Here is a 22,442-nt window from a genome sequence, read left to right as displayed (position 1 = left end):
CGGGTTTGCACATATGAACTTCTCGGCAGTCGAGTTGGTTTGCTGGAAATTAGCGTGAGAATCAAGGTTGACACGCCCCGGCATGTCTGTGGATAATCTGATACCGGCGGTGGAGAAACACGCTCTTACCTGCCTGCTGGCGCAGCAATCCCTACTTGAGTAGAGATGAGGGACGGCCATGCAGAGCAAACTAAAGATGCGGCATTTCGAAGCCGTAATTGCCCTCGCAGAAGAGATGCATTACGGTCGGGCAGCCGAACGGGTTGGGCTGTCGCAATCCGGACTGAGCCGGTGCATTCAGAGCGCAGAGCGCGAAGCAAAAACCACGCTTTTCGACCGCGACCGAAACAAGATGGAATTGACGGACGCAGGGAGAACCTACGTCGAACATGCCCGAGTTGCGGTCGCTTATGGCGAACGAGCGATGAAGTCGGCGAAGGCCAGCCGCGTCGGGGCTGACAGCGTTCTGCAAGTCGGAAAAGCCCCTGACGTAGCCCCAATCCTGATCGAAATCCTCTACTCCATTCGCCTTCCTCTGTACCCGCATTTGGAAATTAGCGTCCACAGTGAACCGTCGTCAGATCTAGCTCACGATCTCCTTAGTGCGGATCTCGATCTGGCGATCATCAGCGATCCCGCCAAGAACCCGAAGTTGACCATGAACAAACTGATCGAAACGCCACTCCATATCGTCCTGCCACGCGAACATCCGCTCTCTTCCAAAGCATCGGTAAAACTCTCCGATCTCCGCAATGAGCGTTGGATCGTCTTCCAGAAACGACTGCACCCAATTCTTTACGACAGAATCATGAAGCGGGCTCACGACGCGGGATTTGAGCCGAGACGGCTGGATCATATCCTCTTTGCGGATGAGGCGGAAACTATGCTCACAGCGGCTCCTGGCGTTGCGTTCCTGACGATGGCAAACGCGATGAAACTCAACGGAGGTCGGTTGGTTGCGAGGCCACTAGACGAAGCAGCACTCTGTCTCGACGAATGGCTCGTGGCCCGTTCGGACGACAGCTCGAAGGTTGTGAGCGAGTTCGTCCGAGCGTTCGTCACAAAATCCAAGACTGTTCTGCAGCCGCTACAGATGACTCTTCCGATTGGAGCAAAGGGCTCGCTGACCCAATGCGTACCGAGCTAGCTGGACCAGCTAGGACTCGTCCGGAGCAAAGAAACTTATGGGCTTGCCGTAAAGCTTTCCAATAGCCCAAAGCTCGGCTACGTCGATAGCCCTTTCGCCTGATTCGCACTTATTCATGAAGGAGTGCGCCATCCCCAGCTGGATGGAAACCTCACGCTGGGTAAGACCGGCTTCCTGCCGCGCAGAAATTAGTTTGGACAAGACTCCGGCGTAGTAATCTCTCATCGCGGGACTGCGCCCCTTCCGAGATTTACGAGCCTCCGGTTTCGCTTTTCCTGCCACATTTGAAGTGTGGTGAACGGTTGACCGGATCCCCTAATAAGGGACATCATGGATCGATCGAAGCGAGGCGAGAGGGATGTCAGAATCGAAGCTGGAATTCCCGGAAGTCGTAGGAAAGTCGGTTGCCGAGGTGTCTGTTCTGGACGACCCTGAGGTCGGTAAAGAGGTCCTGGTGAGGTTTTCAGACGGGACGCAATTATCAATTGCAGTCAGCGTTCGTCAGACCGTTGACGCTCGCTACTGCCATGAAGCGACACCGGACATCCCAATTTCTCACAAGATAGCGGACTAACCAACGGGTCGCCTTCTGCGTGCCCGGTAGGACTGCTGTAGAGTGAGTTGTCTTCCTCGGCTGCCCCTTCATAAATCGGCACTATGCGCTGTGGGAACAGGCTTTCGTGTCTTCAGAGAATTCGTGCATCTCTTATCTTGACCGTGCCGCGAAACTGACTTCCTTACGTCCGCAACAACGGACCTGAATTGCTTCAACAGGCAGCAAATGCTTCCGTTGCCCTTGTAACGCGATCCACGACTAAATCGTGACTTGTGAGAGGAAGTTGCACCAAGTGTTGTGCTATAGACTGGGTGCACCTCAAATGATCGGTCCCGAGCACGTTCTATCAGAGAGAGATCCTGGCGACGATATGCAACGCAGATTGCGTTATCAGGCCGCCTACGGGGCACTGCTCTGTCTTGAATGCTTGGACAACGAGACATTCTCCGAAGTATTTTGCGAACATCACGAGGATTTCCTGGTCCGCAAGGCATCTGGAAGCTATGTGGGGGTTCAGGTAAAGACTCGTGCAACGCACCTAGGCGCTTTTCGATCAAACGACGGCCCCGTGACGACCGCGTTGACGCGTTTCGTTGAGCTTGATAAAGAATTTCCAGCGGCATTCGAGGGCTTTGTACTCGTAACAAATTGCGATTTCCTCGATACCGGAGAGCAGGAGACGAACCTTCCCCATGTTCTCAGGAGACTGCGGTCGAGACCTACGGCTCAATTCACTGGCACAATGGGCGGCGTCATAGACGGAATCAAGACGGCGACAGGATCTTCCAAGAAGCACATCCGTGAGGTTCTCGCCAAGGTGGAATTGGACGGAAGCCTTCCCAAATTTGAAGACATTACGATGAATGTCGCCACCAAGATAGCGGGTTTGGAGGCATACCGGTCGTTTTCGCTGGAAAAACTCAACAGTTGTGCCGTCTCTCTTATCAACCACGTACAAATTTCTTCGGGGCTTAGCTGCGATCAACCTCTGCGCCACCATTTTGTATTTAGTTCTTCGCCGGCCGAGGAAAAGTCCATAGCGATCATCGAAACCAAACGAATAGGTCGGAACCTTATCTTAACTTTGCTGGCATCACACTTGGCTGACTTGATCGCACTGCAAACAAGTCAGCCATTGAAGGCAATCGACCTGCCAGCGGGCCATCATGTACTAGAGAAGAAGATGGCGGTAGGTGGGATCTCATTCCCTAGCATTGCTATCGCTAAGGATCATCAGGTTTCGGCTGAATACCTTCTTCAGCGCTGGGTTCATAGTTTGGGCACGGTGACAGCAACTGAACGGTTTCAACACCTAGATGTTCTAGTACGAACTCGCTGCGCCGAAGCCTTCGACGAAGTGAGTGGTTCTGGTGCCCCATTCGGACAGGCAATGCTTAAGTCTGTTCGCGCCAAGCTTGAGGCCTTAGCCAAAGACAAAGACGCCACGTATGGCTTGAGTTATGAGCAGTTGCTCGGATTCGTAAGCGTGGCCACCCAGGAATGCCGCCAATGGTGGTCCGAACCCTTCGACCTGCGGGGAGGGACTGCATAAATGTCACTGTTTTCTGTGACCGCTTCTGTGGAAAATAATGATCTGTTTCACATGAGTAGGCTTCTGCTGTTGATTGACGTTTTCGCCACGCCATCAGGAGACGGCTCAATTGAAGGACTGACCAAGCTAGCGAAGTTGGACTTTCTGCTCCGATATCCCGCTAACCTTGAGCGAGCACTGTCCGCCCGTGGAGCAAAGGCTGAGGAAGCGCAAGTCCTCGATTTTGAAAGAACCAGTGTCGAAGCGAGCATGGTTCGTTTCAAATATGGTCCTTGGGACTTTCGCTATCGCCGATTCATCAATCTCTTGGTTGCCAAGGGCTTGGTTCACGTCTATTTGAGGGGACGAACCGTCCATCTAGGGATCACACCGGCAGGCCGGGAATCTGCCCGACTCCTTGCTGCTGACGAAATATTCACGACTCTCCGTGAGCGATCGACACTACTAAAACGCCACCTTGACCTCGGCGCGACGGCCCTCATGCAGTTTATCTACCGGACCTTCCCAGAACTCATCAATCTCGCTTACGGTGAAACGATCAATGAACTTTAGACTTCAGAAACTGGTTATTCAGTTTGGCAGGTCCCGCGAGGAGATTGGGCTAGATCATCACCTGACGATCTTTCATGGCAAGATTTCTTCTGGCAAAAGCACGATCGCGAAACTCATCGATGCGTGTCTGGGTGGCAGTCTTCCGCAGGTACCTGCAATCAAACAGGAATTTGTTTCGGCTGAATTATCCGCACGGATTGGACGATACGACGTTCTCTTTGAAAGAAATGCAGGCTCGCGGCAGGTGCAAGTTTCCTGGACGAGCGAAAGCGGCGACGGTGCGTCACTTATGGCACCAATTGAGAATGCCCCCTCTCCCATTTGGGGAGACAAGGTCTTTGGCCTGAGCGACCTTATCTTCGAATTGGCGGGTGTTGGTCCAATGCGTGTGCGGCGAAACAAGACTGACCCAGACGCCCCTCTCATTCCTCTCAGCTTTAGAGACGTAATGTGGTATTGCTATTTGGATCAAGACGAACTTGATTCAACGTTCTTCCATCTGGAAGCTGAAGATCCCCGTTCCCCAAAGAGTCGAGATGTAATGCGCTTTGTGCTCGGCTACTATACGGAACGATTGAATGAGCTTGAACAACAGCTTGCGAGGGAAGTCGAAGACAATCGCACTAAAACCGAATCGGCCAGGCGTATGAAGCTATTCCTAACTGAACTCGGGTACGGGAGCGAACTCGAAATGAATGTTCGCCTGTCCGAACTCGAACGATCTCAAGAAAGAAGAGACCGACAGCTTGCAGAGCTTCAAGAGAATCAAGAGGCGGATACTCATTTCTCGGACGATCTGCGTACGGAGTTGCGCGGTCTTGCCGTTCGCATCGAGGCAGAGACTGAAGCGATTGCAAATGGGGAGCGCATTCTTTCCGAAGAAACTGCGTTAAGGGGAGAACTGATCTCAGCCAAATTTAAGCTCCATCGAATGAGCAGTGCAACGGTGATTCTAGGAGCAGTCGAGTACACGGCGTGTCCGAGGTGTGGCACAGAATTAGCGGAATTCGCCAGACACCCCACTGACTGTCATTTATGCGGCGCGCCTGAGAAAGCGCAGAGCAACTATGAGCGGCGTCAAACAAACGTTGAGCAACCTGATCTGGACGCCCGCCTTGCCGATATTGAGCAGTCGATCTCCACACGAAAGAAATCCCTAATCAAACAGCAGCGTGAGCTAGATGTCCTAAAGGAGCAAAAGAGCTTTCGGGACTCTGAACTGACGCGACTCATGCGAAGTTACGATTCAGCGTTCTTGTCACAAGTGCGCAATTTGGAGCGAGAACTGGCGAGCGGTCGTCAAGAGATTATCGGCTTGCGGCGCGATGCGCGGTTACCTCAAGCCCTCTTAGAACTCGAATACGAAGCGGATCAACACCTCACTAACGCACAACGAATTCGCAGAGAACTGAAGTCCGAACGAGACCGAATCGCTGACAGAGACAATCTTGTCGGTCAACTAGAGAGTTACGTCTTCGATGCGCTGATGTCCTCTGGCTTCCCAGCGCTCAGTACCTCCGATAGTTTGTACATCAACAGAAAGAACTGGATGGCTTACATCTTCCCGCATGGTGATGAGAGCCTTTCGTACACCCTCAGTGGCGCGGGTTCGGGAGGCAAGAAGACTCTTTTCAACATCTGCTACGCAGTTGCATTGCACAGATTGGCGGAAGAACTAGATCTTCCTTTGCCGCTCTTCGTCATTATCGATTCCCCGATGAAGAACATTGGCACTGAGGTAAATAAGGACATCTTTATAGCTTTCTACAAACACCTCTATGGTCTCCTTTCTACGACGATGACAAAGACTCAGTTCATCATTATCGACACGGAACTCTCTACGCCGACAATTGACCTGGACTACACAGACCGCCTAATGATCGCTGGGGACGCTGAACATCCTCCGTTGATCCCTTATTACAGCGGACACTAGAACACAGCAAATTTGTCCCGATAGGTAAAACTGAATCATGAAGAATCCAAGGAAGGCTATGAGTCAAGAAGAACCACAGAGAGAAAAAGCCTTGATCGAACTTCCAGAAGTCCGCACCACTGATCCGAAGTGGCTGGAAAAGCTGGCGGAGTTCTACAAAGAACATCGAACGGTGCTTCTTAAGAATGATGCCGGTCTGCCTATCGACCCAACGAAGCAGACATTAGTACAAATGGGGCGCTCAGGAAAACTCAGCAAGACACAATGGCTAGGAGTGACCACATCGCTTGGAATCGGTATGTTCGGGGCTTACCTAATCGTTGCAGCCATCCTCGATCCGGAGCCAACAAGTAAGCTGGGGCTGCTGATTGCGTCAGGAGTAGTGCTCGTTATTGGAGGGGGTGGCACCTCTGTGTGGCTGTTGACAGGCGTGAAACCTCCTAACGTTCGGGTCTCGATCCAAGGATTTGAGATCCGCTGGCAAGATTGATGTCAGACGAGAACTCTCGATAAAGACGTTACTCGTCACAATCGCCGCGGGGATGGTAGGGGAAAGTGCAGAAGGGGGAACGTCTTCTGCCGCGCTGCCGGCGAGCGAGGGGCCGCTAGGAAAGCGGGATGAGAGTCCGGGAGAAGCCGAAAGGGTGTCTCCCGGCGCGATTAAAAAGACAAAGCGGCCCCGGACGAATCCGAGGCCGAAGCGGAAAACGTTCTAAGCAGCTTTCTTTCGCCTCGTCTCCTTCACTGTTGGCACCTTCGCGGCTGTTGGCTTCGGCTTGCTCGAACGGTCGGCGTTGTCTTTGACAGCCTTAGGTTTCTTCGGAGCGAACACTTGCTCGGCTTCAGTGAGCAAGTCCGGTTGGTTCTCGTGCGGGATGCCAATGTGATCTGAGAGGACGAGACGCAAGGCGAGGCTGGTTAGCTTCTCGTCTGCGGTGCCGTCCAACGCTGCCAGCACAATCTCCTCGTCCGACTGTTGCGAGTTCTCATCGTCGTTTGCGAAGTGAGTGACAACGTCTTCAAGAAAGCTATAGTCCAGATGGATGAGCAACCGAAGGAATACGCGCAACTGTGCGGGGTTGAAGGTTGTGGGAGCCTGTTCGATGATGCGCTCCAAGATGGCACCTCGTGCCTTGCGCTGCTTGTCGCGGCGGGCTTGCTCGGCCTCATACTCCTTTTGCTGACGATCGAACTCCGCCTTGCGCTCCTCCGCCTTGCGCTCCTGTTCGGCCCTGTACTCCGCCATCCTCTGTTCGTGCTCGGCTTGGCGTTGCGCTGCCTCCTCTTCTGTTTCGACTTCTGGTGTGGGTGCCATGATCGGGACAGGATGGGCGGCGGCTTCGGCTGCTGCCTGTGGGTCATGCACCGGGCAATGCTTGTCGGTGCAAACCGTAAGTTTTTGGCCCAGCTGTTTGCCATAGACGACGATGGCAGGCTTGGCAGCTTCGCAGGGCATCACCGGTTCGGCGTCCGGATTGTCGATCACGGCGTCAAGCTCCCGAACGTGACCGCGCTGCACCGCTCCGGGTCGTTGCTCCTTGGGATTTCGCCAACCGTTCTCGATCTGGACGAGGCCGGGATGCGCTGCAATCTCCCGGTCAAGGAATGCCTCAACCTTGCTGCGAAAGCAGATAGAGTCAAGGCATTGGTCGCCCTGAATGTCGCAGAAGAGTGACGTGTTGTACCCGCTGCGACGGGGGCAAGTGGTGCAAGCACCGGCAGTGGGGTTGAGGGTGGAGTCTTCGCGCTCGAATGGCGCATCCGCGAGGGACAGGTAAAGGTTCGTCTGTATCCACCCGGTAAGATGCTTGGCGGGTAGGAGGTGAGGTTCTTTGTCCTGCCAGTCCTTGCGCCAGCATTGCTCGAAGGCTTCGGCCTGACTCTCTTGCGGAAGACGGGCGATAAGGTTGGCATGGCTGGCGGTGATGCGTTCCTGGGTGAAGGCCTCAGCCACGGTGGGGATGAGTTGCAAGAGAGACAGACGAGCGTAGACATGGCTTGCGCTCTTGCCGGACTTCTCGACCAAGGCAGCTACGTCGTAGCCGGGGATGTCTAGCAAGCGTTGGAAACCCTGCGCCTCCTCGTATGGGTGAACGTCTACACGCTGGCTGTTCTCGACTAGCTGCCATTCAAGCGCCTTCGCATCGTCGACCTCGACGATACGGGCGGGAACGGAAAGCAGCTCGGTAAGCAGCGTGGCCCGGTAGCGTCTGGCCCCGGCAACGATTTCGAACCCTTTGTTGTTGGGTCGCACGGTGATCGGCTGAATCAGGCCGTTGTGCTTGATGGACTCTGCTAGTTCGTACAGCTTGGCCTCATCGAAGGTGCGGCGGGGGTTGGTGGTGGACTCGTGAATTTGGTCGATGGCGATGAACTGGAATGCGCTGCTATCCTGCATGGCTGCTCTCCTTGGCGGTTTGACTTGCGTTTGCGGTTGTGGAGCGGACTGGGAAGTAGCTCCGTCCCTAGGAAGTGGTGGTTAGCTTAGGTCGCTACTGCTCACGAAGGCATCAACTAGGTCTTGAGCCCTGAGCGCGTCATCCCATTCCTGAGCAAAGCGAGTGTGCCGTTGGTAGGTTTCTGTGTTGACGATGTAACGTCCATCAGCGATTAGACGCGAGTGCTGTTCGGTGCCAACGAAGTCATTACGCCAGTAGAAGGGATTGAGTAAGGACGAGCCGTCATCAGCTATTCCCAGCTCAAAAAGCATTTCTGGACGCCGCATCAGATCGCCGTTTTGTTCGCTGTAGTAGGCTTGCCAACTCGTCGATCACAAACCAGACCGGCTTCTGTCCCGGCTGAGGTGCAGTAAGCAGGCGCATGACGAGCAGATCAATCCACAGCGAGTGCAAGGGACGGAGCGTTTCCCGCTCTGCGGGGCGAGAGGTGATGAACACCCAACCTTTACGTTCTTTTGACCAAGTCCGGGCGTTCCAAGTGCCATTGGTTTGGGCTTTTTCAGGAAGAATGCGGAAGCATTTCGCAACCAAACCAAGCGACGCGAGGACGCCGGCTCGTTGCGGTCCTGCTTTGCGATCAATATAGAAGGACATCTCCGTACCCGCTACCAGAGTCTCCAACGTGTCGCTGTTCGCCATCCACTCGGCAAGCTGATGGGCAGTCGGTCCCTTCTTCAGAAGGTGAGCGAATATCTGGGCAGGCGTCTGGTGAAAGAACTCATCCTTCACATCCGTGGACGGCTGATAGAGCGAAGCCGCAATGGCGTCGGCCTCGGCATTCGAAGCCATCTCCTGCGCTGGTCCCCAATAGGGGCAACGCTCGTCGAGTGGGTTCAGAACGACATCTCCCCGCTTGCTATCGTAGAACCGCTGAAGATATTCGCAGGCGGGATCGTAGAGGATCGCGGAGTCTCCCCGCTCTCGAATCTGACGAAGGATTTGCATGATGAGCTGGGTCTTGCCGACGCCGGTATCACCCATGATCTGGAAGTGCTGTGCTTCTTTCCGCAGCGGAATCCGCATCATCTTTCCGAGTTCAGTCGTTTTCAAGCCGATGCCATCGCCCTTCTGCTGCCTATTGAATTCTTCCGGAGACAACATCTGAGGACCGCGCAAGATGCGCCCATACTTCATCTGTTTGAAGCGTCGTATGTCGCGCGGAATTGCGAACCAAAGCATCACAGCAAGGCAGGCTGTCCCTTCAATCAGGCTGACGGCGAAGAGCCTCAGCAAGCCTTCGTCTTCGTACACGGCGGTACGGAGCCAGCGGTGCATGGACACATCCGCTAGCTTCTCTGCTGGCCCTCGAAAGAACCAGCGATATCCCTGCAACTTGGCTACATCGGAAAGCTCAACCGGGAGTGTTTTCCCGTTAGGGAGAATGGTGGTGCCATCGGTAAAGTCCGCCGGAAGGGCGAGGCGTAGCTTGACCCTGCCATCTCCGAGATAGAGCAAACGATAGCTCTGGTGGGCCTTGAACGTACTCCCAACCTGCGAGCGAAGGTACTCGGTGATGTAGCTTTTCTGCAGAGGCGCGAGCGAGAAGTTGAGCCTTTGCCAGACGAAAAAGCAGGTGCATAGAAGTGCGGTAGCGAGAGCGGTATAGCTCAGAATTGGTACATGGGGAGGCCAGATAATGGTCTCCCTTCGTCCCCATTGGTTTGCCATGTCAAGACTCCTTCGGTGTTGCGGGTAGGTACTGTTGTTGGATCTCCTGAGCCACTTTCCTTTTGTCATTCCGGACAGTCGCGCTGATTCGTGCGAAGTCCTCGGGCGTAACCGGCTGGCCCATAGCCAGCGGCTTCAGCAGATTCAGGAGGATCATGCGCGTGGCAATGAGTTCCGTGAACAGCATGTCGTCCTGCGCGCGCTTGGCTTCGCGCAAGAGAACATCGCGCGACCAAGCCCGAACTGTCTTCCCTGCAGCAGCAGCGGCGTTGCCGAGCGCGGTCACTTCTGATTTGGTAAAACGGGTTGCCAAACTCTGACTTCTGGACTCAGGCCTTTGGTCTGATTGGGCATGACTTGAGATACCGACTGGTGTCTTCATCGCTGCTCCTTTCTGGCCGGTTCCAGTTGCAACCACCTTGGTTGCAACTGGAACCGCCGTGCCTCATAAGCTGTTCGGTTTCTGCATGCTTCCGTATGGAACCATTTCGCTGCTTTGCATGACCCTCCGAGGGATGGAGTGTCAACATTCTTCCGGTGCGCAGCACCGCAGTGGCTTTGCCCCGGAATGAAATGGAGGATCATGCGCTTTTCGCCTGCGATGATGGAGCGGCGACGGATGCTGGAACTGGCTTCTGAGACATAGGCTCAGGAGCCTCCGCAGCCGGGGCCTTGCGGATGCGCAGCGTGGAGACGACCTTCCGGGCTTCCGGAGTCTTCAGGAAGTCCTGGAAGTCACGGTCTTTGCTGAAGACATAGGCGAGGGCCTGTTCGACGACATCATCTGCGCAAGCGCGGATGAACGCGGCATACTGATCGACCTGCGTAGCGGTTGTGTCAGTGAGGCGAATGGATGCGCTGATCTGACGGGTTTGGACGACTTCAAGCAGTGGCATTGTGGTTCTCCTTGGGTTGGTGAATTGAGGCAAACTTGTGGCGGGCAATCATCCGCTGAGCCGTGGTCGCAATCTCACGTGCCCGCGACACGCAAATCAACTCAGGAATCTCATCGGAACGGCGGCGGACAAGCAGGGCGATCACGCTCTCGATAGCAGTTCCATCAAGGAGCGCGATTCGAGCAGATGCAAGGTCAACGGTGCGTTGCGCGTAGTAAAGAGGATTCGGCTTATCGGGACGCCGGTTCGCCAGTTCCAAGGTGAGCGCTATCGCATCATTGCCAAGCGTGAGTTGGCGAAGAGTCCATGCCCAATCCGCCTCGGAATCAGTGTGCTGTCCGCCCGAGGATTGAAGCGAGGTTTGACCGCCCAATGGAATTGCAATGCCTGCGAACTGACCAAGCCTGAAGTCACCCGGCTGCCAGACCGAATCATTGGGGTATTCAACGGTCACTGCATACGCGGGATCGTACTTGCGGTTTTCAAATCCTGGAATACGGAGAACTCTGTTGCGATCGGTGCAAGCGGGATCTCCACCGAAAGCCACTGCCAACAGCTTTAGCGTGGATTCCTGCTGGTCGAAGTCGTAGCCTTCGACGCGCCAAAAGACCTGGTATTTGTCACGCGATGTCGAGATGATGGTGCTCGGGGATGGAATCACTTCGGATGCGCGGAGCGCGGCCAGCCGGTTCTCACCATCCACGTCGATATCCAGATAGAGATGGCGGACTTCCGCGATGCTGTCTTTCGTCCGCTTGCGACTGCCGGGACGTAGCGGATTCACCGCAACGTAAACGTTGGCTCCGTTGACGTTCTCGTGCCGGAGCCAAGCAAGATGACGAGGCGCAAGCACCTGTTCCAGTCGAACAACGCGCTGGGTTGTCGCAAGCGGATTCTCACGTCTGAGTAACAGCGCAATCGTCTCGTCTGGCCGGAAGCATCGAGTTAGGAATTCCTCGGCAATCTTCGTGTTCATGGCGCGTCTCACAGGGCTGGAAGCCCGGCGTCAGCCGAGCTTCCGAGTTGACAGGAGGAAAGCGGCTTATGCGGCCGCTTCCAAAGAAAGCTGAGGTTCGTTCTCCTGCTCTTCCGCGGCAGCCTTCTCGGCCCGGTCCAGCTTGAGAATCGAGTTCACCCGGATCTCCCAGATGGTCTTCTTTTGGGCTGGCTTCTTGCCGACCTTCTTGGTCTCGTACTCCCGGCTGCGCAGTTCGCCTTCCACCTGCAAATGAGCACCCTTCTTCAGCGTGCCGGCGAACTCTGAGAGCTTGCCGAAGTTCACGCAACGGTGCCATTCGGTGTGCGAGATGTACTGACCATCCTTCTTGTAGGAACTGTTGGTTGCCAACGAGAGAGTGGTGAAGCTGCGGTTGTCATTGGTGCGAACTTCTGCGTCGTTGCCAAGGAAGCCGATGAGGGTGACTTTGTTTGAGTACATGGTGGTGGTCTCCGTTTTATTGAATTTCCCGTATCCTGCTCGGGTCACACCTGGCGAAGCCGAGCGAGAGGGCCCGGCTCCCAAGTGCCAAGCTCTGCATTTGCGGAGGGTCCGGCGAAGCTGGAAACCGTAACCCGAAGGGCGACGAAGTCGAAGCAGAAGAGCGCCGAGCCGCAGGGCGCCGGATAGCCCCGAAGCGTGACCCCGAGTAGAGGGCGGGATACGGAACGGCAGACTCCCTCTGTACCGAAGTCACTCTTTCGCTTCTCGGCGGCGAATGTTCGCCCAAACCGCTGCTCATCACTGCTGGCTAGAGTTCCTGGAAAGGACGGCCTTTCGCCACCGCCGTTGCGTTCTTCGCGGCTCTGGGACAGCACGCTGAAGGCATTTAGAGACAGGTGGGGCTGTGCAGCCGGATTGGGAGCATGAGGGTGCATCGGTAAGACCTCGATTCGGGTTTGGTTCTCTAGCTGGTCTAGGCGGCTGCCCGATAGACCTCTTCTGTCTGGAAGCTCTGGTCAGCGTGGCTGTAACCGCTCACGGTAATCAACTCGCGAACGCGACGCCGGCCTGTGTGGTCACGCTCGCAATAGAGCACGAAGTCGATGGCTTCTGCGGTCTCCGACCGCATGAAGGCATGGTTCAGATTTGGTCTGGCACTCAGCGCAAGATTGGATAGGCGATTCAGCGCGTCCCAAGCCGACTTGGCATGGATTGTGGAGAGTGTTCCGCCATGCCCCGTGTTCATCGCCTGCAGGAGGTCATAGCCGCATTCATTGCGGATTTCGCCAATGATGATTCGGTCGGGACGATGGCGTAGAGCAGCGGCCAAGAGTTCGCTTGGAGTGATGGCAACTTGCCCTGGAATCTCTTCTACTGCCTCCCAACGAACGGCGTTTGGATGAGCAACCTTCAGCTCCGCCGGTTGCTCGATGATAAGGAGCCGTTCGTTCTCTGGAATGTGGTCAAGGAACGCCTTCATCAGGGTCGTCTTGCCTGAGCCTGTTCCACCGCTGATGATGCCGTTCATCTTCTTGCCAATCAGCTCAACCACAGTGTCTCGCACATGCTTCGGCATACTGCCTGATCCAACTAGCTCATCGGTCGTATACCAGCGGTTGAATTTGCGGATGGTTAGGGTCGGGCCATTGATCGACGATGGCGCTCCAACGACGGCAACTCGGGAGCCGTCTGGCAGACGGGTATTGAGGATCGGATTCTGGGTCGTGAGGTCCTGGCCGAGGATGCGTGCGACGCGTTCAATCGCCGCTTGGAGTCGTTCGTTCGTATACGGGTTTGATAGAGGAATATGCTGCACGATGCCGCCCCGATCTGCATAAACACCAGTCGTCCCGTTGATCATGAGGTCTGAGATGGACGGGTCTAGCAGAAGCTCGCGAATTTCTTCGGGAAAGAACGGAAGAATCAGCTGGTAGCTCATCTCGGCTCTCCCGTCGCTGCCTGCGGCGCAAGGGGCGAAGCAGCAGCGTTAGCACCCGGCGCAATCGGATCAACGGACATCCGGTTCTCGTGGAACTCCGTGATGGTCAGACCGAGTGGATTGATCGTCTCGAATTGAGGAAAGATCCGGGCCTGATCGCTGACCTGCTTTGGGTTGAGGTAGTACGTCACGCTGAGAAGCCAATGCTCGGTCCTCGGCTCCCGTGAGTTCCGTGAGGCGTAGAGCTTGTCGATGGTCACGAGAGCCGTACCGCGAGCAATCGTTGCACCCTGAACCGTCTCCTCGGACATGGAGGTAATCGTTACGTTCTTGACCTCTACATCGCTCTGCTCAACCTGTCCCCCAATAACCTGCGAAACAAGGTGACTCTGGTTGTCCTGGCTCATCAGTTGCGAGGCGAGAGTCTGCGACAGGAAGTAGTAGTTCAGCGGATACTTCTTGGCAATCGTCTCGCGGGCGATGGTGTAGCGATAGTTCGCCCAATCGGTCAGGTAAGTACGGACCTCACCCTCACGGGGACTGTAGTTTAGGTCGGTGTATTGAATCGCCTGAGCGCGCCCCATCTCGTCAATTCGGATGTACCGAATCGCGATCGGCCGATGAGCCAAAGATAGGATTATGCCGAACGCTCCTAACAGTAGGATCGTCTCCGCTCCGATCACAAATCGGCTTAGCTTCCGCTCGGCATAGTGTGAAGAGTAGACCTCGTTGCCGATCTCGTCAGTCAAGATGGACTGCTGCGGAGTTAGCGGCATTTCAGCGTGTAGAGTGTGGCTGGACATGAGGGGCCCGATTCCTTTCATTGACTGCGTTGAGAACAACTCCGGCGTAGACGAACGCGGCGACTACCAAGCCGACCAAAAGAAGCCACAGGACCGGTCGCAAGATCCGTCCGATGCCTGTTGCCCGGCCAAAGAAATACCCAAACAGAAAATCCCACATAAGCTCACGCTCCTCCGGCCCTTATGGCCACTGTTGCCAGTCCCGCTCCTACGTCCGCCGCTCTTGAAGCCAGCCCAGCTGCTCCTCCAAAGATGGCCTGGGTCATGCTCGGAATGAAGAGCATGTTGATGATGAACGCGATGAATACCATCGTGCAGGGGATGAGGTTTGCAAGCCACATCTCCATCGAATAGTTGCCGTTGAAGGTCTGTTGAATAAAGGCATTCAAGAATCCCGCCCATACGAAGATGAAGGCCGCTGCGACTGCCCGGATCATGGCAAAGCTGATGAGCACATCCAGGAAACTGAAGAATTTAGCTCGGAAAGTTCTTGTCATCAGTAAGGGCACGAAAATCGGTCCGAACAGTGCCGTCACTCCATAAAGGATAAAGGCGCTGCAGTTGATGAGGAATAGGATCGCGGAAGCAAGACCCAGGAGGGCCTGCACAAAGAAATAGCAGAGGATTTGAACGGGTGCCGTAATACTCGGCATTGACGTGTTGTCGCCCGCAGTTTTGAGCAACTGGAGCAACGAATCGAGGGAGCTTTGATCGAACGCGACGACCATCGCCTGGGCGATATAGGAAAAGAAGTGGTTGATGCCAAAGCTCGCGCCGGGGAACGGGGCAACCCAGTAGTTTTCCAGCAGACAGCAGATGATGAGTTGGAGCAGGAACTTCGTTAGGTCGCCCGCACGAACCTGATGATTGTGAAGCCGAAACGTCATGCTGGACGTGTTCCAGTTCACGACCATATTGACGAGGGTGAAAAGCGCGATGCAGCTTAGCTCCGTCATGCCTAGCTGAGTGAGAGCTCCACCATTCTGCGTTGTGAGGTTGGTCAGGTTGTTGGTGAACACATACAGCCAGTCGACGCCAGAGCTTGCGCTGGGAAGGGCCTGTGCTAACAACACAATGGAAGCCATGACAATGTCGCTCTCAGGGGTTCTCGGTTATGGTTTATGGGATGTAGGTCTTCCAGGTCTTACCTTCCTGGGCTGCAGCGGTGTTGTGCCGTTTTTTGTCCGCCTCGACCTGCTGCCGAAATGCTTCGTCTCGTTTCTTTTGCTCCTGAGCGTGGTTGTGTTGTTGCTGAAGAATTGCGGCGGCTTTGGCGGCTGCTTTCTCCGATTGATTGCGGTGATAAAGGACGGCACCCCCAATGACGGTCAGTGCCGCAAGAATTGCAAGGAGAAGCTTCGTATTGATTGCGTTCAGCATTGGGTCTCCAAGTTAGGGCAGGTACGTCCGCCAGGTACTGCCTTCATTCGCCGCACTCGTGTCATTTGCGGCCCGTTCTGCCTGAACCGCCGCCGCCGTGTTCAAGTCCTGTGCGGTGGCATTCCGCTGTTGCATGTTCGCCACGGTCATCTGCGAGGCAAGGCAAACCTGCATGGCCGCCTGGGACTGCATCTCCGACAACTGTTGAGCCTGAGCCGCGTTCAAAAGGTTCAACTGCTGCACCTCACTGTTCGTCGCTGACGTGGCATCGAACTGCTGCTGCGAAAGCGCGCTGTTTGCGGTTGCGTTCTGGCCGCGCGTCGCCCGGTACTGTCCGACTGCCGTTAGGCAGTCCGGCGAGACCGAATCGGACATCTCGACCATGGCAAGCTGGGAAAGTTGTGCGCTGTTCCCGACAGCCTGACCTTGGAGGTAGGTGCTGGTGGTGCTGCTCACCGGGACACTGGCCGTCTTCCAAGCCATCGTCGAGGCACTCGGCTCGTTGGTATTGAGGGCGATGCTCATCCCATTCGTCTCCCCGAACATATTGGCGACGTTTGCGCTCTTGAGAGCATTGAGCGTCGTCTGCCACTGCTGCTTGAAGGAAAAGTGGGTGACGTTGTTCTCGATGGTCTTGAACTGGTTGAGGGCGGTCGTCGCTTGTGAGACGAGGCTGGCGTAGCTCGTCGGATCAAAGACGATATCGCCGATGCCGAAGAGCGCAAAACTCGGCGTAGCCGTCGCAAGCAATAGGCCGCCTGCTATCAGGTACTTCTTCCGATTTTTCAGATTGAACTTCATAACGGCTCCTGAAGGGTTAGGGTTGGTTGCACTCAGAGCAGGTGGGGTCCATCCGCTCCGAAAGCTTGTTGAAACTGGTCGCTACTCGATGCGGGAACCGCGTTACATCACCGACCAACTCAACGAAGCTCGGAACGTCTTTCAGAGTTTCCGAAACGGACGTATGAGCGAGGCCACAGGCGAGGGTGGTTGCAAGCACCGCGACGGCTGGGATGTGGCCCTTCAGGATGCCGCTCTTCATGGTGTTCTCCAGCGACGCCGTCACAGGGTCGGATCGACGCGATGTTCTGCGTAAGACGGGATGAGGATGTCCGTGCCGATGTACACGCGGGCACGGGAGCCTTCCTTGAGCGTGATGACCGGCAAGCGATTGAGGAAGTGATTAAGGATCTGTTCACCCTCGGTGGCGGATTGCGCCGAGATGCCATTCCGTATCTGGGTCGATGGGGATAGGACGCTTCCGTTGTTGCCGATTTGGGCAAGTCCGCCTAAGCCTGCCACCGCCGCCGCCGCCGCGAATGCCTGCAAGTAGCCGTGGTCCACTTTCGTCGCAAGGCCAGTGGTACCTACAGGATCGAGACCGACATACTTGTCTAACTGGATCGAGAACCCATCCGGGCACACGGCACGATGGAACGTGACGAACATCTTCCGCTGCTGGGCGTTGCCGACACTCTGGACTGTCCCAATCAAGCGAGTCCCTTGCGGCATGAGGAGTTGCTGATGGTCGTGGGAATAGTAGTCCGTGGTGAGCATGATGAGAATCGGCCCGGCCAATCCACCGTCAATGTGATTCGTGACGACGCCTTCAAAGACCGTTCCCTCGAAGACCCTGTACAGTCGGCCTTGATAGCCGTCGAAATCATAGGGAGCCATCGGGTCTGTCTTGGCCGCTGATTTGGGTTGCTGCTGTTCGGCAGGCTTCGGCACCTCGGGCGCGGTGGGGGCGATGGCCTCCCCTGACGCCTTAGAGGACGCCTCCTCTCGCTCTCCAAGCACAGCGATAGTCTGCGGCACAGCGGGAGCGGCGACACTGGGGTGACTAAAGTCAATGGCAACGGTATCGCTGTTTAAGGCGTCCTGATGCAGCTTCTCGCGCTCCAGAGTCTTCTGTTTCGCTTCTGCCTGAGCTTGGGAGACATTCGAGGTTTGCTTGGGAGCGTTCGGGCTGTCGCCGTAGATGGCCTCCCGCTGTGCGACGGTCATCCTGGGTGTCCCATCCGCTTCGGGACCGGGCACGGCCTGCTGTTGCTGAAGCTGCTGCATCTCGGCCGCAAGCTCCTGTTGACGCTGCCGGTCGTCGGCATCCTTGCGAGCCTGCATCTGCTGCTGGGTCTCGAAGCTCGTAACCTGCTGCGGGTTAGCGGTCGATGGCCTCATGGGCAACGCACTTTGCGGTGCGGATTTCTTCTTTCCGCTGACGAGGCTGGACACGTTTGCGATACCGATCAGCGCGACGATGGCAATCAGCGCGATGACGACAGGCGTGCTCTTCTTGAGCGGTCCAATAGCCTCACGCTGCACCGGGACGGTAGCGGGCGGATTTTCATTGATTTCGTGCATGGCTAGTTTTTCTCCTCGGTGCGGTGGAAGTCTACACGCTTCTTGCCAATCGTGAGATAGCCGTTGTCGAGCTGCTTGGGCACGGTATACAGGCCGGCGCTGTAGTCGAAGTTGATGAGCGAGCCTTTGCCGTCTTTCAGCTCATAGAGCGCAGGCGTCTCCTGGAACTGGCCTCGCAGATAGGTGAACTTGTCATCACGCCATATTTGCTGCAGGCCGAGTTCTTTGGCCTTCTTCGCGTCCCACGCGTAGTCAAAATGGAGGCTACCGGGATATTGGCTCCGGTACGTCTCGGCCTTAGTCGCTTCCGCCTTCACCTCACCGGTCTGCGCGGCCTTTGCTGCCGCTGCCTCCTGTTTGGCCTTCTCCAACTCGGCGGCAGGCACGAAGACAGGCATGTCCGTCAGTCTGTCCTTCGCAGCCTTGTCGCCGGGAACGATGAAGACCTTCGAATCGAAGTGGCCATCAGCTTCGCTTGAGATCTCTTGAAGCTGCAGGGTGTACTCGTTGCCATGGTCCGAAACAATGTGGATGTCGGTCGTCGCATTCGCGAGCTTCGGCTTGACGCTGATGAACCGACTGGCAACGTGCCCTGCATCGAATACCCAGTCCACGGTGTCACCACCGAACACGGTTGCGATCTTCTCCTCGGTCGGAAGCAGAATGAGGGTCGATTGTAGGAGACCGGCGCGGATCACGGGCGGCGTCTGCGCCTCGGAGACCGTGACCAAGCGCGGAGCGTTCGGCTGGAGGTGGTGTGGATCGGGAGGGGTGGAGGCCCGGACGAGCCCACAGGCCAGCGAGAGAAGAGATGTAACGGCGAGGATCATAGGCGGTTTCATAAGGTCCCTTTGGTCGTGTATTGGATTACTTACATAGCCTCGCCCTGGGCGAAGCGAGCGATGCCCTCAGAGAGTCCGTACTTCTCGATCAGCTTCGACCGGCGTACCCGGTCCTTCGGCTTGGTCGAAAACGTCGCGTAGCTGCGGCTGTCGAGGTTCAGGGTGACGACCTTCGTCAGCCCGTCACGCCGCATGTAGAGCCCTTCGCGGTCCTGCAGGCTCTCAAAAAGAGCGAGTTGCTGCTCATTCATCTTGAAGAGCTCGGCATACCGTTTCCGGTTGAACGTCGCGTCCTTGAGAAACAGAAAGGACGTGCAGGAGTTCACGATGCTATCGGCATTCGCTCCGAGGTCATCCGCTGACTGGCCGATCATCGTCACACCGCCAAGGTTCTTACGAACGGTCTTAATGGACGCGAGCGCGCCGTCGAGCAACTGCTTGTTCCTCATCGAAGAGAAGATCTCTTCGATCAGGATGTGTTTCGGAACTCCCAGATTGGCCGGGTTGTACAGCACGTCATTGATTCGCCGTAGCAACCAGACCATCAGGGGTTCGACCAGGTCGGCATATTGTTCGTTGTTCACACCTTGGAAGTCGAAGCACTGGAGGCGGGAGAGCGAAAGGCTGTCTTCCACATTGTCGAAGACGGCGTTGTAGATGCCCTTGCCAACCCACTTCGACAGGTAGCGGTCAAGCTTCTTGGGGAGAAAGAGATTCGAGAGCCGACGATTGGCTGTGTCGAGCAGGTACATATCCTGCACGGCCTTATGGATTACGTCGTCGTCTTCGGGATCCAGTTCAGCGCCCCCGTTTGTCAGCAGCAACTTGACGAAGGAGTACAGGAACTTGATGTTGGTCTCGGTCGGCTCCAGCGCGAACGGATTGACATGCGGACCGTCCTTCCCGACTCGATCGACCTTGCCGCCATAGAGCTCGACGACGCTCTCGTAGCTGCCGCCGATGTCGAAGATGAAGGTGAAGCCGCCGTACTTCTGTTCAAGAGAAATGATCTGGTTGCCGTGGACGGACTTGCCTGTGCCGGTCGGGCCGATGATGAGCATGACCCGAACGCCGTCCACATATACGTCCTGAAAGAACGGCGTCCGTGTGCGCGTCTCGAAGATGTTCAGGTATTCGCTGTCGAGGTCCTCGGAGTGCGGATGCCCGATGTGCGGCGCGAATACAGAGGAGAGACGCGCATGGTGATCCTCGGCCAGCCACATGGGGAAGACGTTGAACTTGTGATTGCCGGGGAACATCGCGTAGAACGCGGACAGGTTCCCAAGAGTCTCCTCCATGACCTGAGCGTGAGCATCGACGAAGACGCGATGCACAGCGGGAGCGATCCCGCGAAGCTGCTCGGGGCTACGAGCGGCGAGCAACAGCCGAAGTGAGAACTCGCCCTGCGCCTTCTTGTCGAGCGAACGGATGACATCGCTGAGATCGTCTACGTTGTTATTGGCGGCCTTGGCTCCGGCGCCCGTCTCCAGCGAGGCCGTGTCACGCCCACTCATTACGCGCGTTAGCACGCCGACTTTGAAAAACGAGATGAACTTCTCCTGCGCGTCGATCTCACTGCGAGCTGCGGAAGCGGACTTCACCCGCCATGTCGTACACAGAACACTGTCACAGTCGAGCGTGAGCAAATTGGAGAAGAGGTACGGGCGCGATGCCTCCGGCGTCGTCTTCAACGAAAACATCTGGACGTGCCGCCTGCCGATCTGTACGTGGTCGCTGTGCCACGCCACCGGGCTCTTCACGATCTGCCGATCTACGCCAGTATCGCTGCGGAGTCCGTCCTGGCCAGCCCACTCCTCCAGATTGAATAAGTAGCTAAAGAACTGGAAGGTTTCATTCTTCCTAAGCAGTCTCAATCCAAGCGAGTTGCCGAGATGCCCCTCCAGTAAGGTTGCTGCCTTCTCGAGATCTGAGAGCATCCGCGATGTCTCGACGGCATTCTCCTTCGGCTTCCGCTCGAAGGACTTGGCCTGCGCCGGTTCCAGCGTCAAACACCAGTGAAGGTCAATTCGGCGAAAGGCGGCGCTCTTGTTCAAGAACGCGAGACGGTCGCTCACGAAAGTCTCCGTCGCTTCGTTTGTGTACTGCTTCCGCCGAGGAAGATCGAACCCGGACATCACGCGCGTGTACTGATAGAGGCACGAACCTTCAGGAAGTCCGCGCAATGCTCCCTCGATGGAACGGACACGCGATTCCAGCTCCAGGTCAGTCAATCCCTCTTCATCCAAGCCGGTCAGGGAGAAGAGGTAGCCGTAGCCTCCGCCCTTGAGCGCAAAGATGTTCGGCCCAACGAAGCGTGAGATCGGAACGATGCTGGACGCAGCTCCAGCTTTCGCAAACCACGGAGTGTGTTTGAGCTGTTCAGTATTTGCGGGGGTCATAGTAGCTCTTCTGGCTGAGGCTAAGTCCCCAGAGTTGGAACATCTTCGGGTGATTGCGGACCATGAGCCATGCGCCGCCTGCGAGTGTTGGGAAGGCGAGGATCGCCAGCATCCGGAACCCAACGAGGAAAACCGTTACGCAGACGAACACAATCGCCATCCACGCTGAGAGATCGAGTCCGAGCTTGGCTCTCGGCCTGTTCAACGCTTGATTGATCGGTAGCGGTTCTCCCCGCCTGGTCGCATGCATGGCAACCCCTACATCGACTGCCCGGTGAGTGAACCAATCCAGCCCGCGCCCCAGCCGAGAACGCCAGCACCAAACAGCGCGCCGAAGAGACCGGGAATGGCATCCTGAAAGCGACCGCTCATCATCCGGATTCCGGCGAAGATAAGGCCGCCGAAACAGATAACCGCGCCCGCGTAGATCGCAAAGGTCTTGAAGGTGCCCATAAGGGTCTGGGCGCCAGAGAAGTCCATCGTTCCCTGTGCGTGAGCAACAGTCGCGAAGGTGAGAGCAAATAGGGTTGGAGCCAACACGCGAACCGCGTGGGCCAAAGATTGCTTTGAGAATTGTGTAGCCTTGCGGTTGGCGAGATAGTTTTGGCGGGGAACGGCGTGGCTTTCGTGATGCATGGTAACCTCCAGCAACGGTCTATTCAATTGCGATAGCGAGACCTTAGAGGCAGCCGAAGCCGCGCGTCCAATGACTTTCCCGGCTTTACTTATGCGGTTCGCGCATAAGAAGCATGAGGGCACATCTGGACTATGCAGTATTTTGGAGGCTCTTGCGCGCAGGGGAGGACTCTTGGAGTCCTAACTTCTCAAACCTTTCGACGGACGTGAATCAGCCCCGTCGGAATGAAAAGGTGGTTCGATCCATGGAGTGAACAGATACGAATGTTTTGGCTTTGGAGCGCGGACTTTGGAATCAGCCGATGCGGTTTTGCTGCTGGATGACGAGGCAGTGTGCCATCAAGTCTTCAAACGTCTCGGTATCGTCAAGCAGCAG

26 protein-coding genes are annotated in these 22,442 nt (G+C 56.1%); 6 read left to right on the top strand and 20 right to left on the bottom strand.

The window, feature by feature from the left end; genetic code table 11:
- Nucleotides 1-178 precede the first annotated feature (178 nt).
- Nucleotides 179-1,147 carry a LysR family transcriptional regulator gene (locus tag RBB81_RS15155; protein WP_353071239.1) on the top strand — a complete coding sequence of 323 codons (969 nt, stop codon included), beginning with the start codon at nucleotides 179-181 and terminating at the stop codon, nucleotides 1,145-1,147.
- Between the two features lie 9 nt (nucleotides 1,148-1,156).
- On the opposite strand, the gene RBB81_RS15150 is transcribed toward RBB81_RS15155, so the two are convergent.
- Complete coding sequence (locus tag RBB81_RS15150; protein WP_353071238.1) at nucleotides 1,157-1,372, bottom strand: helix-turn-helix domain-containing protein; 216 nt, start codon at nucleotides 1,370-1,372, stop codon at nucleotides 1,157-1,159.
- A 133-nt stretch (nucleotides 1,373-1,505) separates the two neighbouring features.
- Between RBB81_RS15150 and RBB81_RS15145 the strand changes: the two genes are divergently transcribed.
- From RBB81_RS15145 to RBB81_RS15125, 5 genes are all read left to right on the top strand, one after another.
- Nucleotides 1,506-1,721: a hypothetical protein gene (locus tag RBB81_RS15145; protein ID WP_353071237.1), complete on the top strand. Its 216-nt coding sequence runs from the start codon at nucleotides 1,506-1,508 to the stop codon at nucleotides 1,719-1,721.
- Between the two features lie 304 nt (nucleotides 1,722-2,025).
- Entirely contained in the window at nucleotides 2,026-3,255 is a 1,230-nt protein-coding gene (locus tag RBB81_RS15140; protein WP_353071236.1) for a dsDNA nuclease domain-containing protein, read from the top strand.
- Nucleotides 3,256-3,807 (top strand): hypothetical protein, encoded by a 552-nt coding sequence (locus RBB81_RS15135; protein WP_353071235.1) that lies wholly within the window; start codon nucleotides 3,256-3,258, stop codon nucleotides 3,805-3,807.
- Nucleotides 3,797-5,740, top strand: coding sequence for an AAA family ATPase (locus RBB81_RS15130; RefSeq protein WP_353071234.1), 1,944 nt, complete (start codon nucleotides 3,797-3,799; stop codon nucleotides 5,738-5,740). Before RBB81_RS15135 ends, RBB81_RS15130 begins: the two co-directional genes overlap by 11 nt.
- A gap of 58 nt (nucleotides 5,741-5,798) precedes the next feature.
- The gene (locus tag RBB81_RS15125; RefSeq protein ID WP_353071233.1) at nucleotides 5,799-6,230 is read left to right on the top strand and encodes a hypothetical protein; all 432 of its coding nucleotides are present in this window, start codon (nucleotides 5,799-5,801) and stop codon (nucleotides 6,228-6,230) included.
- Between the two features lie 222 nt (nucleotides 6,231-6,452).
- Here the strand turns inward: RBB81_RS15125 and RBB81_RS15120 are convergent, their stop codons facing one another.
- From RBB81_RS15120 to RBB81_RS15035, 19 genes are all read right to left on the bottom strand, one after another.
- Nucleotides 6,453-8,138, bottom strand: coding sequence for a ParB/RepB/Spo0J family partition protein (locus RBB81_RS15120; RefSeq protein WP_353071232.1), 1,686 nt, complete (start codon nucleotides 8,136-8,138; stop codon nucleotides 6,453-6,455).
- An 81-nt stretch (nucleotides 8,139-8,219) separates the two neighbouring features.
- The gene (locus RBB81_RS23500; protein ID WP_423248024.1) at nucleotides 8,220-8,450 is read right to left on the bottom strand and encodes a DUF6908 domain-containing protein; all 231 of its coding nucleotides are present in this window, start codon (nucleotides 8,448-8,450) and stop codon (nucleotides 8,220-8,222) included.
- On the bottom strand, nucleotides 8,440-9,867 hold the full coding sequence (locus tag RBB81_RS15115) for a type IV secretion system DNA-binding domain-containing protein (protein ID WP_353071231.1): 1,428 nt from the start codon (nucleotides 9,865-9,867) through the stop codon (nucleotides 8,440-8,442). Before RBB81_RS15115 ends, RBB81_RS23500 begins: the two co-directional genes overlap by 11 nt.
- Before the next feature lies 1 nt (nucleotide 9,868).
- Nucleotides 9,869-10,249 carry a hypothetical protein gene (locus RBB81_RS15110; protein ID WP_353071230.1) on the bottom strand — a complete coding sequence of 127 codons (381 nt, stop codon included), beginning with the start codon at nucleotides 10,247-10,249 and terminating at the stop codon, nucleotides 9,869-9,871.
- Nucleotides 10,250-10,448: 199 nt separating this feature from the next.
- Nucleotides 10,449-10,763 (bottom strand): hypothetical protein, encoded by a 315-nt coding sequence (locus tag RBB81_RS15105; protein ID WP_353071229.1) that lies wholly within the window; start codon nucleotides 10,761-10,763, stop codon nucleotides 10,449-10,451.
- Nucleotides 10,750-11,739 (bottom strand): RepB family DNA primase, encoded by a 990-nt coding sequence (locus tag RBB81_RS15100; RefSeq protein WP_353071228.1) that lies wholly within the window; start codon nucleotides 11,737-11,739, stop codon nucleotides 10,750-10,752. The genes RBB81_RS15105 and RBB81_RS15100 overlap by 14 nt, the downstream gene beginning before the upstream one ends.
- A gap of 66 nt (nucleotides 11,740-11,805) precedes the next feature.
- Nucleotides 11,806-12,201, bottom strand: a complete 396-nt coding sequence (locus RBB81_RS15095) for a single-stranded DNA-binding protein (protein WP_353071227.1) — start codon at nucleotides 12,199-12,201, stop codon at nucleotides 11,806-11,808.
- Nucleotides 12,202-12,245: 44 nt separating this feature from the next.
- Entirely contained in the window at nucleotides 12,246-12,638 is a 393-nt protein-coding gene (locus RBB81_RS15090) for a hypothetical protein (protein WP_353071226.1), read from the bottom strand.
- A 38-nt stretch (nucleotides 12,639-12,676) separates the two neighbouring features.
- Nucleotides 12,677-13,642: a CpaF family protein gene (locus RBB81_RS15085; RefSeq protein WP_353071225.1), complete on the bottom strand. Its 966-nt coding sequence runs from the start codon at nucleotides 13,640-13,642 to the stop codon at nucleotides 12,677-12,679.
- Nucleotides 13,639-14,445: a VirB8/TrbF family protein gene (locus tag RBB81_RS15080; RefSeq protein WP_353071224.1), complete on the bottom strand. Its 807-nt coding sequence runs from the start codon at nucleotides 14,443-14,445 to the stop codon at nucleotides 13,639-13,641. Before RBB81_RS15080 ends, RBB81_RS15085 begins: the two co-directional genes overlap by 4 nt.
- A 164-nt stretch (nucleotides 14,446-14,609) precedes the next feature.
- Complete coding sequence (locus RBB81_RS15075) at nucleotides 14,610-15,530, bottom strand: type IV secretion system protein (RefSeq protein WP_353071223.1); 921 nt, start codon at nucleotides 15,528-15,530, stop codon at nucleotides 14,610-14,612.
- Between the two features lie 34 nt (nucleotides 15,531-15,564).
- Nucleotides 15,565-15,825, bottom strand: a complete 261-nt coding sequence (locus tag RBB81_RS15070; RefSeq protein WP_353071222.1) for a hypothetical protein — start codon at nucleotides 15,823-15,825, stop codon at nucleotides 15,565-15,567.
- Between the two features lie 12 nt (nucleotides 15,826-15,837).
- Complete coding sequence (locus RBB81_RS15065; protein ID WP_353071221.1) at nucleotides 15,838-16,626, bottom strand: hypothetical protein; 789 nt, start codon at nucleotides 16,624-16,626, stop codon at nucleotides 15,838-15,840.
- A 16-nt stretch (nucleotides 16,627-16,642) separates the two neighbouring features.
- Nucleotides 16,643-16,867 carry a hypothetical protein gene (locus RBB81_RS15060; protein ID WP_353071220.1) on the bottom strand — a complete coding sequence of 75 codons (225 nt, stop codon included), beginning with the start codon at nucleotides 16,865-16,867 and terminating at the stop codon, nucleotides 16,643-16,645.
- Nucleotides 16,868-16,887: 20 nt separating this feature from the next.
- Nucleotides 16,888-18,189, bottom strand: coding sequence for a TrbI/VirB10 family protein (locus tag RBB81_RS15055; protein ID WP_353071219.1), 1,302 nt, complete (start codon nucleotides 18,187-18,189; stop codon nucleotides 16,888-16,890).
- 2 nt (nucleotides 18,190-18,191) lie between these two features.
- The gene (locus RBB81_RS15050; protein ID WP_353071218.1) at nucleotides 18,192-19,031 is read right to left on the bottom strand and encodes a TrbG/VirB9 family P-type conjugative transfer protein; all 840 of its coding nucleotides are present in this window, start codon (nucleotides 19,029-19,031) and stop codon (nucleotides 18,192-18,194) included.
- A 29-nt stretch (nucleotides 19,032-19,060) separates the two neighbouring features.
- Nucleotides 19,061-21,430: a VirB4 family type IV secretion system protein gene (locus tag RBB81_RS15045; RefSeq protein WP_353071217.1), complete on the bottom strand. Its 2,370-nt coding sequence runs from the start codon at nucleotides 21,428-21,430 to the stop codon at nucleotides 19,061-19,063.
- Nucleotides 21,411-21,680 (bottom strand): VirB3 family type IV secretion system protein, encoded by a 270-nt coding sequence (locus RBB81_RS15040; RefSeq protein ID WP_353071216.1) that lies wholly within the window; start codon nucleotides 21,678-21,680, stop codon nucleotides 21,411-21,413. The genes RBB81_RS15045 and RBB81_RS15040 overlap by 20 nt, the downstream gene beginning before the upstream one ends.
- 8 nt (nucleotides 21,681-21,688) lie before the next feature.
- Nucleotides 21,689-22,066, bottom strand: a complete 378-nt coding sequence (locus tag RBB81_RS15035; protein ID WP_353071215.1) for a hypothetical protein — start codon at nucleotides 22,064-22,066, stop codon at nucleotides 21,689-21,691.
- Between the last annotated feature and the right edge of the window lie 376 nt (nucleotides 22,067-22,442).

Origin of the sequence: Tunturibacter gelidoferens (genome assembly GCF_040358255.1) — a bacterium.
In the GTDB taxonomy this organism is placed as follows: domain Bacteria; phylum Acidobacteriota; class Terriglobia; order Terriglobales; family Acidobacteriaceae; genus Edaphobacter; species Edaphobacter gelidiferens.
The sequence above is the reverse complement of the archived record's forward strand: the minus strand, read 5'-3'. Positions and strand labels throughout refer to the sequence as shown.